Consider the following 17,819-nt stretch of genomic DNA (forward strand, 5'->3'; position numbering starts at 1 on the left):
TCTTTATCATATCTTATGCCTTTAAGTGATGAATGTGTGATTCATTCGCCTTTAGGTGATGATTTAACCGGAGACAGGTGTCCTTTTATCGGGAAGCTTGTTGGACAAATGATTTTTAGTGTATTATATTGTTACCAAGTCATTATATATACTGTTAAGATCTGAGAGGGGATTTGCGGATGTCCGCAGGAATACTGGGAATGGGCAAGTTTATTCCCGAACGTGTGGTTACGAACACTGATTTAGAGAAAGTCATGGATACTTCAGATGAATGGATTCGGACAAGAACCGGAATTGAAGAGCGGAGAATCGCCAATGATGAAACAGACACTTCGGACATGGCATTTGCCGCTGCCGAGCAGGCGATCAAAAACGCAGGTTTGACAGCTTCTGACATTGATTTGATTCTCGTTGCAACGGTTACGCCTGATCATCCTTTTCCTTCTGTTGCATGCATGCTTCAAGATCGACTGGGAGCAAGGCGGATACCTGCAATGGATATTAGTGCCGCATGCTCCGGGTTTATTTATGGAATGGTTACAGCAAAACAGTTTATTGACAACGACACTTTTCACCATGTTCTGGTTGTCGGTGTTGAAAAACTGTCAAAGATTACAAATTGGGATGATCGCGGTACCGCTGTTCTCTTTGGCGATGCAGCTGCGGCGGCAGTTCTTGGCAATGTTTCGGAAGGTCATGGAATTCTGTCCTTTGAATTAGGCGCCGACGGAAGCGGCGGCTCTTATTTGTATCAGGACGGCAAATACATTAAAATGAACGGACGGGAAGTTTTTAAATTTGCAGTTCGTCAAATGGGTGAATCGGCTGTTCATGTCGTAGAGAAAGCTGGTCTGAAAAAAGAAGATATTGATTATCTTATTCCTCATCAGGCGAATATAAGAATTATGGAAGCTTCGCGTGAGAGACTGGAAATACCTGAAGAAAAAATGATTAAGACGATTCAGAAGTACGGAAATACATCTGCCTCTTCGATTCCTCTGGCGTTAGTCGACGCTGTTGAAGAGGGGAAAGTTAAAGACGGAGATGTGCTTGTGATGGTAGGCTTCGGTGGAGGGCTCACCTGGGGCGCGCTCACGCTTAAATGGGGCAAATAATTTATAATTATATCGTATAGCTATCATTTATTGATTACCTAATGATAAAAAGGTTCCAATCCTATCAAAAGGAGAGAATTGAATGAAAAGAAGAGTCGTTGTGACCGGATTAGGAGCTGTGACGCCACTTGGCAACGATGTTGCGACAACATGGGCAAATGCAATTGCCGGCAAATCGGGCATTGGTATTGTCACACGTGTAAACCCTGACGATTTTCGCGCCAAGGTTGCCGGTGAAGTGAAAGATTTTGATCCTGAAAAATATGTTGATCGCAAGGAAGCGCTTCGCATGGACCGTTTTGCGCAATTTGCCGTAGCGGCAGCAAAAATGGCAGTCGAAGATGCTAATTATACAATAGATGAAACGAATGCTGAACGTACCGGTGTCTGGATTGGATCTGGTATTGGTGGAATGGAAACTTACGAAAAAGAACTGCGCGTCGCTTTGGAAAGAGGCTTCAGACGTGTAAGTCCGTTTTTTGTTCCGATGATGATTCCGGATATGGCGTCCGGACAAGTTTCTATTTTACTTGGAACGAAAGGAATTAACTCGTGCACGGTAACGGCTTGCGCTACTGGAACAGATTCAATCGGAAGCGCGTATAAGGCTATACAGCGTGGAGACAACGACGCAATTCTTTGCGGCGGAAGTGAAGCACCACTTACAAATATGTCCTTTGCCGGGTTTACGTCGGCGCGGGCACTTTCTACGAATCCAGATCCGAAGACGGCTTGCCGTCCGTTTGATAAAAATCGTGACGGGTTCGTCATGGGCGAAGGAGCAGGTGTGCTGCTTCTTGAATCTTTGGAATCGGCTCAAAAGCGCGGCGCACATATTTATGCCGAAATCGCAGGATACGGTGCCACGAGCGATGCTTTTCACGTGACACGTCCGGATCCTGAAGCAAAAGGTGCAATCCGTTCGATGCAAATGGCACTCGATGATGCTGGTGTGAAATCGAATCAAGTTGATTATGTAAATGCACATGGAACGAGTACAGAAGCCAATGATTCCACAGAAACGAAAGCTGTTAAGGCAGTGTTTGGAGACGGTGCCTATGATTTGGCAATCAGTTCAACGAAATCAATGACTGGTCACTTGCTTGGCGCATCAGGCGGTGTTGAAGCAATTCTTTGTATTAAAGCAATTGAAGAAGGAATTGTTCCGCCGACCATCAACTATGAGACGCCGGATGAGGCATGTGATCTGAATTATGTGCCGAATGAAGCACTGAAAAAAGAAGTTAATGTGGTACTTAGCAATTCATTTGGTTTTGGCGGTCATAATGCGACACTTGCGTTTAAAAGATACGAAGTTTAAAATTTACTTTTTTAAAGCGTCTGCGATTCATTCGCAGGCGTTTTTTTTTTTGCACAAATAAAGAGGTAAGTATGTACGCATACATCTTGTATGCAACGCGAAAGCGATCGCGTTCTGCAGAAGTTAAGGACCGGACTCTTTTTCCCCGTTTTTTCTTACAAGATAAGAAAGTATAGAGCGACCGAGCAAGGTCGTGCCTTATAGCGGGTGAGAATCCCGTCGGAAAAGAGTTAGCCACTCATCCGTAGCGAGTCTTGGAGAACTAAGGGCAACGTTAGTTTTTAAGCGTAGACAGCGAGTCAGTGGGCCGTAAGCCATGTGGTTGAAGGGAATGAGCCTCGAAAACTTATGAAAACGGGAACGCCGATGGCGTTATACTTCCAGAAGGCAACACTCCAATCATCGATAGGGTAAGAGGATTGGGGGTTCCCCGGGGTCTGAGACCATGGCACGCTGAGCATTGATAAGGGACGGCAACTCGGGAGATCCCAGCGGATCTTTCGAATGAAAGTATAGTGAACCAAGCAATCAAATGTGAGGACGCTAAATGTCTACTGGGAAGTCGGAGGAAACACATAGTACTAATGACGCTGGGTAATGCCAGTCGAGGAAAGGTGTTTCTCTTGTTCATGAATCTTATCGGGGACACATCGGCACACACGGAGGTGCAGTAAAGATGAACACAAAACAGGTAAGAATAGCAGAATTAGCGAAGGCGAATCCGGGGATGGCGTTCACGTCACTGGCGCACTTAATGGATGAAGAGGAATTGAGACAGTGTCATCGGGAGTTACAAGGCAACAAAGCAACAGGCATTGACCAAGTAACAAAAGTTGCCTATCAAGAAAACGTGGCGGATAACCTCTCCCACCTAGTCATGCGACTGAAGCAGAAAAGCTATCGGCCGCTTCCGGTGCGTCGCGTGTACATTGATAAGCCGGGTTCAACGAAGAAAAGACCGTTGGGCATTCCGGCTTATGAAGATAAAATTGTACAGCGAGGACTTGCGAAAATCCTTAATGCCATCTATGAACAGGATTTTCTTGACTGTTCCTTTGGCTTTCGTCCAAATAGAAGTTGTCATGATGCGCTCAAAGTGCTCAATGTCTCCATCGAAAAACGGTATACAAACTACATCGTTGATGTAGACATCAAAGGTTTCTTTGATCATGTTGATCACCAATGGATGATGCGTTTCTTAAATCATCGCATTAATGATCCAAGTCTACTCAGACTCATTGCGCGTTTTCTGAAGGCTGGATACATGGAGAAGGGGACGTGGTACGCAAGCGAACAAGGGACGCCGCAAGGTGGACTGATCTCGCCGATTCTAGCCAACATCTATCTTCACTATGTGATTGATCTATGGTTTATGAAAGTGGTGAAGAAGCAGTGTCAGGGACAGGCCTACTTGGTGCGCTACGCTGATGACTTTGTCTGTTGCTTTCAGTACAAACAGGAAGCGGAGCAATTCTATAGTGAACTCAAGCAGCGAATCGGTAAATTTAATTTGACGCTAGCAGAGGAAAAAGCGAGGATCATTCCTTTTGGACGTTTTGCTTGGGAAAATGCCAGACGAATTGAAAACAGGAAGCCAAAGACCTTTGACTTCCTGGGGTTCACCCACTACTGTGGGTGGAGTAAAAGTGGACACTTTCGAGTAAAACGAAAAAGCAGTCGAAAGAAAGTCTGCGCCAAGCTCAAAGCCCACGGGCAGTGGCTTAAAGCTCATCGAACGAAAGAGATAGACTCCATCATGGATCGGATCAAGCGCTCGCTGATCGGCTATTACAACTACTATTGTGTCACCGACAACATTCCAAGTGTGAATGCGTTTCGATTACAGGTGATTCGGCTGTTGTATAAATGGTTAAACAGAAGAAGCCAAAAACGATCTTATACATGGGAAAAGTTCAATCAATTTCTAAAACGATGCCCATTGCCTCAACCACGAATCAAGGTCAATATCTATCAACTTCGCCCAGAACTTAGCTATATTCTGTGAACCATGAACAAGAAGAGCCGTGTGCGTAAATAGCGCACGCACGGTTCTGTGAGGGGGACAGAGGATGTGAATCACTGCCCTACTCGACAGATTTTGCCCCGTATTTAAAAGAATAAACCAGTGTCTTAGCCGAGAATCAAAGCAGAGGTGCGAGACGCCTGCGGGATCAGCCGTGCCAGCGAGCAACCGAAGTAATGATTCAGCACCGTAAAGACACAAACCAATGACACATGACTGGAGATTAAGGACCGGACTCTTTTTGCCCGTTTTTTTCTTATATAGTATTTTTTTTTTACGAGCGCCGAGGTACGTAAATACATAGATTCATAGATTAATGCATAAAATGAACATGAGAAGATATGAGGCACAAAAAATCTGCTCGATCCGAATAAAATCTTCCAATAATGTCCATAATGTTGTCAAATCAAACAGAGGAGATGGAGCCTCATGGAAATTGTCAGTGATATCTGGGTAAATTGGTTTGAGGGTGAAGAGAACAGCTATAATGTATGCGAATTTTTCGAATGGCGTAAACATGATTTTATAGAGCTTCTCGACCAGATTCCTCTGATTAAAGTAGAAAAACCACTCCTTGACTACATTGAAAACGACTTGCAGGATCTTCCCCAAGAATTGTTGAAAGATGTTCGGAATCGAAGCGTGATCTGTAAAAACAATCAACGAGAGATTATTGAATATTGCTTTATCGCAACCGATGGAGAACGCTGTATTGTCGCCGATACCTTGGGCTATTCGATTCCTGTGCGAAAGAGTCGAATGATCCCAAGACAAGAGAGTCTGATCCTGCAGAAGGGAGCAAAAATGGATATCGACCACTATCCGCTTCCTGCCGGATGTTTTCGCAAAAAAGAATATCATATGCTCTCACTTAATCCTGAGTGTATGATGGGCTTAACAAGAAAAGAAAGACAGCTGAAGCAGCTGCTGTTTATGGCGCTTGATCAGCTCTATTCATCTGGGAATGTCGAAGAAATGCGCTATTGGTATACAGAGTGGTATCCGACTAAATATAGTGAAAGCCGCCGAATGACCTTTGATGAGGCATGGCAAGGATTGATTTTAGGAATGAAAAAGGGTTGGTCGGACAAGCATAGTGATCTTTGCGAACGGATGATCAAGGGTCAATCCTATTTCGAAAAGCTGTGGGAGTTAGAACAGGGCACGAAAGTTCAATGAGAGAAAGCTGAATAATAAGACAGACCAGGCAGAATGTTGCTGCTTGGTCTTTTTTTGCTTTATATCAAATCAGAATATCTAATTAAACTTTTTATTAATTAAATGCTCGCTTTGCTTATTGTCGTGTTATTTTTGATAAACTATAAGTAAGTTCAACTTGTGATGAGGGACGCAAAGCATTGTCCTTCTGCGAAACATACTTTATGAACTGCTTAAATTTTACTATATTAAAAAAAGGTGTGCTTATGAATCATCCTGGAGTTACATTAAGATACATCCGAAAATCAAAAAAAATGACGCTGTCGGAACTTGCACAAGGAGAAGTATCGGTTGCCTTTCTCTCCCGCTTTGAACGTGGCGACTGTGACATATCATTTACACATCTTCTTAATTTGCTTAACAAATTGAATGTGTCAATGGACGAGTTTCTCTATGTAAATAACGACTATGAAGTTACTCATTTTCAGAAATTCTTTGATGACTTGAAGGGCTACGTAATGGAAGATAATCTGCATATGCTTCAAGTCCTTCGTGATCGTACAAATAGAAAGTATTTAATAGAAGGAAAAAATTATTATCTGCATTTTTCTATCGTGGCCGAGCTGTATATACGGCGAATTTCCAAGAAAAAGCCGGATCCGAAGATGGTAAAAATTCTGAGTGAATACTTTTCTAATGTGGATGTCTGGGGATACTATGAACTTGTGATTTATACAAATTCGATGTTCAGTTTTCCGGTCGATCAAATGGTTGCACTGTCGCGCATGGCTTATGAGAAAAGTATGGATTATAATCCGCTAGGAAGAGGGGACGTCAAGAAACAAAAAATATTATTAAACACCATTGTGGCACTATTAGAAAACAATAGGCTGCCTGAAGCGAACACATTTCTAATTCTATTGGACGAATCATTGGATAAAGAAAAAGATTCATACATGAAAATTAAGCTTATGTTTTTAAAAGGAATTTACGCGATTAAGTTAGGAAATCGCCAGCGCGGAGAAAAAATAGCTTTACAAGCCATCCAAATTTTTACTGAGCTGGATAGTGCATCACAAGCCAGTACTCATGCCAAATATCTTCAGGACGTTTTGGATTCTACTATATTAAAAAATGATTAAACCTGAAACTAAACTTTTATGAATAAAAAAACAGCCGCCGAGCACATGTAATCGCTCGAGAGCTGTTTTTTGTTCCTTGTCTTAATGCTTGTTTCGTCGTCCGATTCCGAGGGCCTTCTCGGCTTTGCTTAAAGTTTTACTTGCAATAGCGTAGGCTTTTTCTGCACCCTCATCGAGGATTTCATCGAGTTCGGAAGACTCGATCAGATGATTGAATCGTTCCTGAATCGGATTCAATACTTTAACGACCGCTTCGGCAACATCGGTTTTAAATTCCCCATAGCCCTTTCCTTGATAGGAAGCGACCAGATCGTCAACGGATCGGCCTGAGCAGAGAGAGAAAATATCCAGCAGGTTGGAGACTCCCGGTTTAGCATCCCGGTCGTAGTGGATGGATGCTTCATCATCTGTAGTCGCCGATTTGATTTTTTTGATGATATCCTTTTCACTGTCTAGTGTAAAAATGGTTGCCTTGCGGTTCGCATCCGATTTGCTCATTTTCTTTTTTGGTTCAGCGAGTGACATGATTCGCGCACCAACCGGAGGAATGTAAGGTTCCGGAATCGTAAACGTTTCGCCGTATTTGTTGTTGAACCGTTCAGCAAGATCACGTGTCAATTCCATGTGCTGTTTCTGATCAGCACCAACAGGAACAAGATCTGTCTGATAGAGCAGAATATCTGCTGCCATCAGAGGCGGATAGGTGAGAAGACCTGCTGGAATTGCTTTTTTTCCTTGAGATTTGTCTTTGAATTGAGTCATACGTTCCAGTTCGCCCATGTAGCTAGTACATTGCATGATCCAGCCAAGCTGCGCGTGGCAAGGAACTTCCGATTGGATAAAAAGAATGGATTGTTTTGGATCAATTCCCATGGCCAAATAAAGCGCCGCTAGATTATGGATGTTTGTTTGGATCTCCCTCGGATCTTGAGGTACCGTAATGGCATGTTCATCGACAATACAATAGATACATTCATTGCCTTCTTGCAGTGTAACGAAATTGCGCATGGCACCAAGATAATTCCCAAGGGTCGGAATGGACGTCGGCTGAACGCCGGAAAATATTTTTGCCAAAATAAGTCACCTTCCTGATTTTATTATTTTTCTTTTAGACAATATAAAAAGGCCTATCCATCCACAAGGGACGAATAGACCGCGGTACCACCCTAATTTTTCTGCTGTGCAGAAACATCTTTCATCTGATTCTGTTCGAGAATCATTACCGTTGTAACGTACGGAAACGTCTATGCCTACTGACGGATTGAATCCCGAGGTTCGGATTGAAGCTCAGAAGTCCATTCCCAAGCAGTCCGACACTTGGTTTCCATCATACCCAAGCTCTCTAAAGACTTTCTGCAGGTACTCTTCTTCTTCATTGCTTTACTATAAGTCTGTTCAATATTGACATAATTATATATAAAACGCTAATTAAAATCAAATCTATTTAATCATAAGGACCAAGAAAGAAAAATGGAAAGAAGAAACAAAAAAAGACTGTCGAGGAGAAGCGGCCAAATAATGAATGATCTCTTTCCGTCCCGATGTCTATATTCCGCCATTGGAGCTTCAGTGTCCTCTTCCTGAAACGTCTTTTTGCGTGTTGCACGTACAAAACGTTTGAAACTATAAACGACACCGTCAAAAAAACCGCCTTGGACAATAAAAACAATGAGACCAAAGTTGAAAAATAGCAAACTGATAACGGACAAGTGATTAATAAAAGCCAAGTATGAGAGAGAAGAAAAAATTAATTGTGAAAATAGTGTTAAAACGAATTCAATAACCAAGATTAGTAAAATAAGGAAAAAACGTTTTGACTTAAAAATATTCATTGAAGCACCTCTATTATTTAGCAAAATAAGTCGCCTGTTTTGTAATCATTGTTAGAAATTATAACATAACGGCAAAAAAAAATAAGCGGAAAAATGTTGTAGCATCAATATATTCTACATTTTCTGCATCATTAAGCGGCCGAATTTTTAAAAAAAAGAATGCAAAAAAAAAAAAGAACTTGTATAATAGCATTTGTAGGTTTAAGCGGTTCTCTTTACTCGTTTTAATATGGAGGATTAAACCTAAACAAAGATAGCAAATTTAGGGGAGGTTATTACTTTATGAAGAAGAAAGCAAAATGGTCACTTGTGCTCTCTTTTATCATGGCACTGAGTCTTGTGCTTTCCGCTTGCGGAAGCTCAAGCAGTAGTGACAGTAGCAAAAAAAGCGGCGCTTCAAACAAATTAGCGTCGAAACAAGAGTTAAGATTTGCAATTACTGCTGATATCCCTACTCTTGATCCAAATCTTGCAACCGATACGACGTCAACAAATGCGATTGATATGACGCAATCCGGTCTGACAAGAATGCACAACAACAAGTTCGAATGGGATTTAGCAAAGGGTGCGCCAAAGGTAAGCGCAGATAAGAAAACTTATACGTTTACACTTCGTGATCAGAAATGGTCAGACGGCAAACCTGTAACTGCTCAGGACTTTGTTTATGGATGGCATCGTCAGAATGATCCAAAAGCAAAACCGGCTTATAACTTCTTGTTTGCATCTGTAGGAATTAAGAATGCAGCTAAAATCCAAAATCAGGATGATCCACTGTATGGCAAGTATGATCAATTAGGTATTAAAGCTCTGGATGACAAGACTTTGCAAATAACCTTGGATCAACCGGCTCCACCGTTCTTCTACAGCATTTTGTCTCAACCGCAATTCTTCCCGGTACGTGAAGATGTTGTTAAGAAAAACGGAAGCAAATACGCAACATCCGCAGATACAATGCTCTATAGTGGTCCGTTTGTACTGTCCAACTGGCAAAAAGGTACTGGCTGGACTTATAAGAAAAACAAAAACTACTGGAATGCAAAAGCAACAAAGCTTGACACTGTTGATTTCAAAGTCGTAAAAGAACAAGGTACAGCGATCAATATGTACAAAACAGGTTCGATTGACGAAGTCGGACTTTCCGCTGAATATGTTGATCAATTCAAGAAAACAAACGCAAGTGAAATGAAATCGGCTTTGGAATCCGGTACTTTCTTCCTCTACATCAACCAAAAGACAAACAAAAATTTGAAGAACCTCAATTTGCGTAAAGCACTGAACGCTGCAATTGATCGTGATGGATTAGTTAAATCAATCCTAAACAACGGTTCTGCAGGATCTAATTACATTGTTCCTAAAAACTTTGTCGCTGGTCCGGATGGCAAGGACTTCCGTTCTGCTGACCCGGATGGCTTCCCAGCTGGTTCTGCTTCCGAAGCTAAGGAATATTGGAATAAGGCAAAAAAAGAACTTGGCATTAAGACCTTGAAACTTAATTTCTTAAGCCAAGACAGCAGCTCAACACAACAACTAAACCAATATGTTGCGAACCAGATTAAGAAAAACCTTCCTGGCGTAACGGTAACAATCAATGCTCAACCTTGGGCAAACTATCTGAAACTTAATCAAGAATTCAAGTTTGACCTTGCATTCAGCGGTTGGTTCCCAGATTATCAGGATCCAATGACTTACCTGGATATGTGGACGTCTGAAAACCCACAAAATACCACAGGATGGTCAAATAAGAAATTTGACAGCCTGTTACAGTCAGCACTTACAGGTACAGCTGACCAACAGAAACGTTGGGATAATCTTCTTGCAGCTGAAAAACTGATGATGTCTGAATACCCAATTGTTCCTCTCTATCAATCCGGACATACTTGGGTGGAAAAACCTTATGTTAAGGATCTTTCATTCCCATCATACGGTCCTGAAATTGATTTTGCCCGTGCTTATGTTACACAGCACTAATTTATATAAATCAATGGATGATATGTGAGGCATTTTGAAGGAGAGTATGTGTCAGCCCTGACATGTACTCTCCTTTCCATTAATTTTATAAAACCTTTATTCATTTACTATGATAAAATATTTAATATTGAATACTAGGAAATACAAGATAGATAATTGTTATTTAGGAGGTTACGTTTTGTGGGCCGATATATTTTAAAGCGAATTGGCTATATGATTGTCACTTTTTACGTTGTGGTTACGCTGACGTTTCTGTCCATGAAGATGCTGCCTGGTACACCATTTAAGTTTGCCAATCGTCTCTCACCGGAACAGTTAAATCAGTTGAAGCATTATTATGGCCTTGATCAACCTGTTCCAGTCCAATATCTGCAGTATATGTGGAACTTTATTCATGGTGATCTCGGTGGCTCGTTTCAGTATGGGATGCAGCCGGTCACTGAATTTTTAATGCAGCGTTTCCCAGTATCGATGCAGCTTGGCATTGAATCGATGATTTTTGGAACGATATTGGGCATCCTCTTAGGGATCATTTCGGGAATTTATCGCGGCAGATTTCTTGATTGGGGTATGGTCACATTGACCGTTGTGTTTATTTCAATCCCTTCGTTTATTTTTGCGGCAATTCTGCAGTATTTCTTTTCGGTACAAATCCGAATTTTCCCTGTAATCGGATGGAGCGGCCCCATGACTCATGTACTACCGGTCATCTCTATTGGTGTCGGAGTCATGGCATCAATCGCTCGATTTATGCGGACAGAGATGGTTGAAGTCTTGAATCAAGACTACATAGTAACTGCTCAAGCAAAAGGGTTGAGCACATCTGCCGTTATTTATAAGCATGCGATTCGCAATGCAATGATTCCGATTGTTACCGTAATCGGCCCCATGACAGCAGCTGTTGTTACGGGATCGTTAGTCATTGAAAATATTTTTGCTATTCCTGGTATTGGATCTCAATTCATTGATGCGATTGTCACCAATGATTATCCGATGATTATGGGGACAACCGAACTGTATGCCGCTCTATTTATTGTTACGATTTTTATTGTTGATATTTTGTACGGCGTGATTGATCCAAGAATCCGCGTGTCTGGAGGGAAGCCATCATGACATCGTCTAATCATGACATAACCAAAGACTTATTTACTCCTGCAGACTTGGGTGATACAGCAGCTGATAAGATCGCTGGTGAAAGCGTCAGTGCATGGAAAGATGCCCTTCGACGATTCGTCACCAATAAAGGTGCCTTTATATCGATGATTATTATTGCCTTAATTGTGTTTTTTGCAATTGTTGGGCCGCATTTCTTTGGCTATGACATCGATAATCAAGATGTATCACGCGCCAACCTTCCGCCTAAAATCAGTGGTTTGGAATGGATTCCGGCTTTCAGCGGTCATGAAAATGGCGTGGATGTTTACAAAGAAAAGAATGTTAAAACCGCCTACTGGTTCGGTACTGATCAGCTTGGACGTGATCTTTGGACAAGAACCTGGCATGGAACGCAGATTTCGTTGATTATTGCCTTGATTGCGACGCTTGCAGATGTGCTCATCGGAGTTGTTTACGGTGGTATTTCCGGCTACTTTGGCGGTATGATTGATAATGTTATGCAGCGTATCATTGAAATCATCGCCGGTATTCCGAACCTTGTCTGGATCATTTTGCTTATTTTGATTATGCAGCCAGGTCTGTTTGCAATCACTGTGGCAATTTTGGCGACAAGCTGGCTATCAATGGCGCGTATTGTTCGCGGCGAAATGCTGAAACTGAAAAATCAGGAATTTGTCCTTGCTTCACGAACACTAGGTGCAAGTGATGGACGAATCATATTTAAGCATTTAATTCCAAATTCAATTGGAATGATCATCATTAATACAATGTTCTCAGTTCCGAGTGCAATCTTTTTTGAGGCATTCCTGAGCTTTATCGGATTAGGGATTCGTTCGCCGCAGTCATCGCTTGGTTCGTTAATTAATGATGGATATCAAATGCTTCAGATTCATCCTTATCAGACCCTATATCCTGGTATCATCATTTCGCTCCTGTTGATTTGTTTCAATATTATGGGAGACGGGCTTCGTGACGCATTTGATCCGAAGCTGCGTCGATAAAGGCAGGAGGTATTCATTATGAGTCATTTATTGGAAATCAATAATTTGAGTGTGAAATTTCATATATTTGGTGGAACAGTACAAGCTGTCCGCGGTATCAGTTTGAATTTAAATAAAGGGGAGACCCTGGCGATTGTTGGCGAATCCGGTTCCGGAAAATCGGTGACATCGAAAGCAATTATGGGACTGATTCCGAGTCCTCCAGGTGAAATTGCGACCGGGGATATTCTGTTTGAAGGCAATGATCTTGTTAAATATTCCAAGAAGCAGCTGCAGAAAATCCGTGGTAAGGAAATTTCAATGATTTTTCAGGATCCGATGACCGCCTTGAATCCAACGATGAAGATCGGCAAACAAATTATGGAAGGTTTGATTAAGCATCAAGGAATGACGAAGCATGATGCAAAAAAACGTGCAATTGAACTGCTGCAATTGGTAGGTATACCAAATCCGGAAAAACGTGTGGATGAATATCCACACCAATTTTCAGGCGGGATGAGACAGCGTGTTGTTATTGCCATTGCATTAGCTTGCAATCCGAAAATTCTTATCGCAGACGAACCAACAACGGCACTTGATGTGACGATTCAAGCACAGATTCTTGATCTTATGCGTGATTTGCAGAAGAAAACAGGAACAGCAATTATTTTAATTACCCATGATTTAGGTGTAGTGGCCAATTTGGCACAACGTGTTGCTGTAATGTATGGAGGAAAGATTGTAGAGACTGGTACCTTGGATGAAATATTTTATAATCCAAAGCATCCGTATACATGGGGACTGTTGTCTTCTATGCCAAAATTGCATGCCAAAACCGATAAATTATTGGCGATTCCAGGGACTCCTCCAGATCTGAGTAATCCGCCAAAGGGTTGCCCATTTGCTCCAAGATGTCCTTATGCGATGAAAGTATGCACGGATCATATGCCTGAGTACACAGAAATGTCGAGCACGCAAAGGACAGCTTGTTGGCTGCTTGATGAGCGGGCACCAAAGGTGGAACCGCCTGCAACAATTGGTGTAGGAGGATCAAATAATGACTGAACAAAGAGAGAAATTGCTTCAAGTTAAAAATTTGAAGAAATATTTCACTATTTCGCGTCAAGATATCTTAAAAGCGGTTGATGAGATTAGTTTTGATGTCTACAAAGGTGAGACCCTTGGGCTGGTTGGCGAATCAGGTTGCGGCAAGTCCACGACCGGAAGAACGATTATTCGTCTTTACGAGCCTACTGACGGCAAAGTGGTGTTTGACAACCATGATATAAGCGGCAAACTCTCTGCAAAAACAAGAAAGGAGTTAAGAAGACGCATGCAAATGATCTTTCAGGATCCGTATGCATCGCTTAACCCGAGAATGATGGTTAAAGACATCATTGCAGAAGGAATTGATATTCACCATTTAGCCAAATCACCAAAAGAACGCATGGAACGTGTTTATGAAATGCTGGAAACAGTCGGCTTGAATCGTGAACATGCTAATCGTTATCCGCATGAATTCAGCGGTGGTCAAAGGCAGCGTATTGGAATTGCAAGAGCACTTGCTGTTGATCCGGATTTTATTATTGCCGATGAACCGATTTCAGCGCTTGATGTGTCCATTCAGGCTCAGGTTGTCAATCTGTTGCAGGAATTGCAGGAAAAACAAGGCTTAACCTTCTTGTTTATCGCACATGATCTATCAATGGTAAAGCATATAAGTGATCGAGTCGGTGTGATGTATCTCGGAAATATGGCCGAGCTTGCGAGCAGCGATGAAGTGTACGAACATCCTCTTCACCCATACACTCAATCGCTTCTGTCGGCAATTCCGGTTGCTGATCCTAATATTGAACGTTCACGTGAACGGATTATATTGGAAGGTGACGTGCCAAGTCCAATTGATCCGCCCAGCGGTTGCCGTTTCAGGACGCGTTGCCCATTTGCAATGGATGTGTGCGCGAAAGTAAGACCAAAATGGCATGAGGTAGAAAAAGATCACTGGGTGGCTTGCCATCTTCATGACGAGGAAATGAAAACTGAAAAAGCTTAAAAAAATAACCCTTGCGCCTATTTATATCGGCGCAGGGTTATTTTTTTTTGTAGATACTATAGAGCTGCACAAAATAGCTGATGACAGTGATGAGCAGTAAAATAGTGATGATTGGCATAGTCAATACATGATAAAAATGATACAAAAGAATGGTCAAAACGAGCAAAAGGGTAAGAATGACTGTGATTAATCGCGCCATGACATCAACTCCTTTAGGGTAGGGTATATTTTTGAATACTTTTTGTTTTTCTCACGTATAGTATAAGAGAAAGAGGATTCAGTTGGCCATCTTCATTACAAATGTGGTTGCGATGCGCTGTTCTGTTAATACTGATGTCCAAGCTTATCACATGCATATGTGAATCTCAAGTTGTGCAAGATACATTTTCTGGACAGGTGCAAACGGAGACAAGTCGAAAAATTACCTTGACAAGCAGGCATACCGGGTTGAGAATAAAAAGAGACAGGTACACTTCTGCGTGAGTCACGGGAATAAAACTTTGTATAAATGGTTTAAGGAGGCGATTATCGGTGAAACCGAAGGAAGTAAGGCGGAGGCGCAAAAATTCAATCAGAAAATGGTTGAAGGAGACATTAGGACAGTTGCAACCTAAGTCACAAGATGCACCGTCATCAAACTTAAAATTGCCGGCGTAATGTAGTGGAACTATCCACATAGATATATTGAACAATGAGTGAGGACTTCTTGCATTTTGGGGAGTCCTTTTTGCATGGAAAATGTTTAAATAACTTCAGTGTTTCTAAAAAAGTCAAATAATTTGTAATTAGTACCTTTACATAAGACCAGGTAACATGTAGAATGATTTTTACAACTTAGTGGAAAAATAAAGAGAAAAAGTCAGATTGTCAAAATTCTGAAAAAAGAATAAATAGAATTCATTAAGTTGTGTTATTAAGGATATACAGAAGGAGATTTTAAGGATGAGGCGTTTGCTTAGCACGTTATTCAGAAGAAAGCCGATGGATTATACGATTCATCAGGCGAGCGGCAAGAGCGGGCTGCAGAAAGCAATGGGAGCTTTTGATTTGACCATGCTTGGTGTTGGAGCGGTGATCGGTACCGGAATCTTTGTTATGACAGGTATTGTTGCTGCGAACAATGCAGGGCCAGCTATTATTTTATCTTTTGTTTTATCAGGAATCGCATGTGCATTCGCAGCTTTGTGCTATGCGGAATTCGCTTCGATGATTCCGGCTTCAGGCAGTGCATATACGTACAGCTATACAGTTTTCGGTGAATTGTTCGCATGGATTCTTGGATGGGACTTAATCCTTGAGTACGGCCTTGCCTGCTCAGTTGTGGCTAGTGGATGGTCTGCTTACTTTCAAGAATTGCTGAAGGGATTCGGATTTCACTTGCCTACCGTAATAAGTGCCGCGTTTGATCCTGGTAAAGGAACTTACGTTGACGTGATGGCAACGGTGATTGTGCTTCTGTTATCGGCAATCCTGCTCAGCGGGGTTAAGGAATCAAGCCGAATTAACGATATCATGGTACTTATAAAAATAGGTGTCGTTGTGCTTTTCGTCGTTGTCGGTGCATTCTATGTGCAGCCATCTAATTGGACGCCATTTATGCCTTACGGTTTTGGCGGCGTTGTACAAGGTGCAGCAACAGCTTTTCTGGCCTACATCGGCTTCGACGCAGTGTCTTCGGCTTCTGAGGAAGTGCGGAATCCGCAGCGTGATATGCCGATCGGTATTCTGTCGTCACTTGCCGTTTGTATGGTCCTGTACATTGCTGTCTCGATCGTGTTGACAGGAATGGTTCCTTACACCAAATTAAATGTAGGCGATCCTGTTGCATTTGCTCTTCGCTTTGTTCATCAGGACTGGGTAGCAGGATTTGTTTCTCTGGGGGCTATTCTTGGTATTACTACGGTACTTTTTGTGATGATGTATGGACAGACTCGGCTGTTTTTTGCAATTAGTCGAGATGGTCTGCTGCCAAAATCAATTGCAAAGTTATCAAAAAAATCCAAGACGCCTGTATTCAGTATTCTCCTGACTTGGATTATGGCAACGATTTTTTCAGCACTTGTTCCGCTCGATGAATTGGCGCAGCTTGTAAATATTGGTACACTCTTCGCTTTTATCGTTGTTTCGATCGGTGTGGTCATACTGCGTGTGAAACGACCAGACATCAAACGGAACTTTAAGGTGCCGTTTGTTTATGTGATTCCATTCCTTGCCGTTCTTTCATGCGGGTTTCTGATGGTCAATTTATCAGGAGAGACATGGATTCGTTTCTTAATTTGGTTTGGCATTGGCCTTGTGATCTATTTACTTTTCGGTTTCAAACACAGTGAACTTGGCAAGTTGCAGAAACAGCAAAATCAGTAATAGGATTTTTAAGTGAAAATATATTTTCTTGGAAAAGAAGGCTATACTTCTTTTCCTTTTTTTATGCTATCTAAAGTTCAGTGTTGTTCGTTAATGAGCCTGTAATTCGTGTGTAATGTTTCGTAATGAGAATGAGCGGGAATAATGAAAATAATCTTATTGTCGAAAAAAGGTGAAAGAAGGCGCATATAATGATGAAATATGAAATTATTTTCACATAAAAAAGGGTATAAAATTTATAAGAATTATTATATAATAAAAGAAGCCTTAGAGAATAGAACGTTTCTATTATCCAAAGGAGGGCGAATTATGGTTACATTATATACATCACCAAGTTGTACATCGTGCAGAAAGGCAAAAGCTTGGCTGAAGGAACATGATATACCTTTTAGAGAACGAAACATTTTCTCCGAACCGTTATCGATTGAAGAAATTAAAGATATTTTGCGCATGACCGAGAATGGGACGGATGAAATTATCTCGACACGGTCAAAAGCATTTCAAGAATTGAATATTCAGTTGGAAACAATGTCGATCCAGCAGCTTTTTGAATTGATTAAAGATAATCCAGGGTTGTTGCGGAGACCGATTATGCTTGATGACAAGCGGCTGCAGGTTGGCTATAATGATGATGAAATTCGTCGTTTTCTTCCGAGAAAGGTACGTACATTCCAGCTTCAGGAAGCTCAGCGCTTGGTTAACTAAAGAAATGAGCAACAAACGGATGCCCTTGGGCATCCGTTTGTT

General features: G+C 41.7%; 15 protein-coding genes and 1 other annotated feature. Of the genes, 12 read left to right on the forward strand and 3 right to left on the reverse strand.

Going from position 1 to position 17,819, the window contains the following annotated elements; translation table 11 throughout:
* Positions 1 to 179: 179 nt before the first annotated feature.
* The 5 genes from AC6F33_RS06350 to AC6F33_RS06370 all read left to right on the forward strand — a co-directional run bounded on the left by AC6F33_RS06350 (position 180) and on the right by AC6F33_RS06370 (position 6,759).
* Entirely contained in the window at positions 180 to 1,115 is a 936-nt protein-coding gene (locus AC6F33_RS06350; protein WP_255747072.1) for a beta-ketoacyl-ACP synthase III, read from the forward strand.
* Positions 1,116 to 1,197: 82 nt separating this feature from the next.
* Positions 1,198 to 2,436 (forward strand): beta-ketoacyl-ACP synthase II, encoded by a 1,239-nt coding sequence (fabF, locus tag AC6F33_RS06355; protein WP_255747074.1) that lies wholly within the window; start codon positions 1,198 to 1,200, stop codon positions 2,434 to 2,436.
* A 676-nt stretch (positions 2,437 to 3,112) separates the two neighbouring features.
* On the forward strand, positions 3,113 to 4,441 hold the full coding sequence (gene ltrA, locus AC6F33_RS06360) for a group II intron reverse transcriptase/maturase (RefSeq protein WP_255749773.1): 1,329 nt from the start codon (positions 3,113 to 3,115) through the stop codon (positions 4,439 to 4,441).
* 447 nt (positions 4,442 to 4,888) lie between these two features.
* Positions 4,889 to 5,638, forward strand: coding sequence for a DUF3603 family protein (locus AC6F33_RS06365; RefSeq protein ID WP_255749747.1), 750 nt, complete (start codon positions 4,889 to 4,891; stop codon positions 5,636 to 5,638).
* 245 nt (positions 5,639 to 5,883) lie between these two features.
* Positions 5,884 to 6,759, forward strand: a complete 876-nt coding sequence (locus AC6F33_RS06370; RefSeq protein WP_255749746.1) for a helix-turn-helix domain-containing protein — start codon at positions 5,884 to 5,886, stop codon at positions 6,757 to 6,759.
* 81 nt (positions 6,760 to 6,840) lie between these two features.
* On the opposite strand, the gene trpS is transcribed toward AC6F33_RS06370, so the two are convergent.
* Together trpS and AC6F33_RS06380 are read right to left on the reverse strand one after the other, a co-directional pair.
* The gene (trpS, locus tag AC6F33_RS06375; RefSeq protein ID WP_255749745.1) at positions 6,841 to 7,833 is read right to left on the reverse strand and encodes a tryptophan--tRNA ligase; all 993 of its coding nucleotides are present in this window, start codon (positions 7,831 to 7,833) and stop codon (positions 6,841 to 6,843) included.
* A 63-nt stretch (positions 7,834 to 7,896) separates the two neighbouring features.
* Positions 7,897 to 8,144 (reverse strand) — a binding site (T-box leader).
* Positions 8,145 to 8,207: 63 nt separating this feature from the next.
* Positions 8,208 to 8,591, reverse strand: a complete 384-nt coding sequence (locus tag AC6F33_RS06380) for a DUF3899 domain-containing protein (RefSeq protein ID WP_255749744.1) — start codon at positions 8,589 to 8,591, stop codon at positions 8,208 to 8,210.
* Positions 8,592 to 8,873: 282 nt separating this feature from the next.
* Between AC6F33_RS06380 and AC6F33_RS06385 the strand changes: the two genes are divergently transcribed.
* From AC6F33_RS06385 to AC6F33_RS06405, 5 genes are all read left to right on the forward strand, one after another.
* Positions 8,874 to 10,559, forward strand: a complete 1,686-nt coding sequence (locus tag AC6F33_RS06385; protein ID WP_500777983.1) for a peptide ABC transporter substrate-binding protein — start codon at positions 8,874 to 8,876, stop codon at positions 10,557 to 10,559.
* Positions 10,560 to 10,739: 180 nt separating this feature from the next.
* Positions 10,740 to 11,672 (forward strand): ABC transporter permease, encoded by a 933-nt coding sequence (locus AC6F33_RS06390; protein WP_010027719.1) that lies wholly within the window; start codon positions 10,740 to 10,742, stop codon positions 11,670 to 11,672.
* Positions 11,669 to 12,676, forward strand: a complete 1,008-nt coding sequence (gene opp3C / locus AC6F33_RS06395; protein ID WP_500777984.1) for an oligopeptide ABC transporter permease — start codon at positions 11,669 to 11,671, stop codon at positions 12,674 to 12,676. The genes AC6F33_RS06390 and opp3C overlap by 4 nt, the downstream gene beginning before the upstream one ends.
* A gap of 18 nt (positions 12,677 to 12,694) precedes the next feature.
* Positions 12,695 to 13,720 (forward strand): ABC transporter ATP-binding protein, encoded by a 1,026-nt coding sequence (locus tag AC6F33_RS06400; protein ID WP_255749740.1) that lies wholly within the window; start codon positions 12,695 to 12,697, stop codon positions 13,718 to 13,720.
* A complete protein-coding gene (locus AC6F33_RS06405) occupies positions 13,713 to 14,708 on the forward strand; it encodes an ABC transporter ATP-binding protein (protein WP_255749739.1) in 996 nt (331 codons plus the stop codon). The genes AC6F33_RS06400 and AC6F33_RS06405 overlap by 8 nt, the downstream gene beginning before the upstream one ends.
* A 37-nt stretch (positions 14,709 to 14,745) precedes the next feature.
* Here AC6F33_RS06405 and AC6F33_RS06410 read toward each other — a convergent pair whose 3' ends face one another.
* Positions 14,746 to 14,907 carry a hypothetical protein gene (locus AC6F33_RS06410; protein ID WP_255749738.1) on the reverse strand — a complete coding sequence of 54 codons (162 nt, stop codon included), beginning with the start codon at positions 14,905 to 14,907 and terminating at the stop codon, positions 14,746 to 14,748.
* 743 nt (positions 14,908 to 15,650) lie between these two features.
* On the opposite strand from AC6F33_RS06410, the gene bcaP reads away from it, so the two are divergent.
* The gene (bcaP, locus tag AC6F33_RS06415; RefSeq protein ID WP_255749737.1) at positions 15,651 to 17,072 is read left to right on the forward strand and encodes a branched-chain amino acid transporter BcaP; all 1,422 of its coding nucleotides are present in this window, start codon (positions 15,651 to 15,653) and stop codon (positions 17,070 to 17,072) included.
* 309 nt (positions 17,073 to 17,381) lie between these two features.
* The gene (gene spxA, locus AC6F33_RS06420) at positions 17,382 to 17,777 is read left to right on the forward strand and encodes a transcriptional regulator SpxA (protein ID WP_255749736.1); all 396 of its coding nucleotides are present in this window, start codon (positions 17,382 to 17,384) and stop codon (positions 17,775 to 17,777) included.
* The last annotated feature ends 42 nt before the right edge of the window (positions 17,778 to 17,819 follow it).

It is taken from the genome of Sporolactobacillus sp. BBK16-2, from assembly GCF_059878335.1.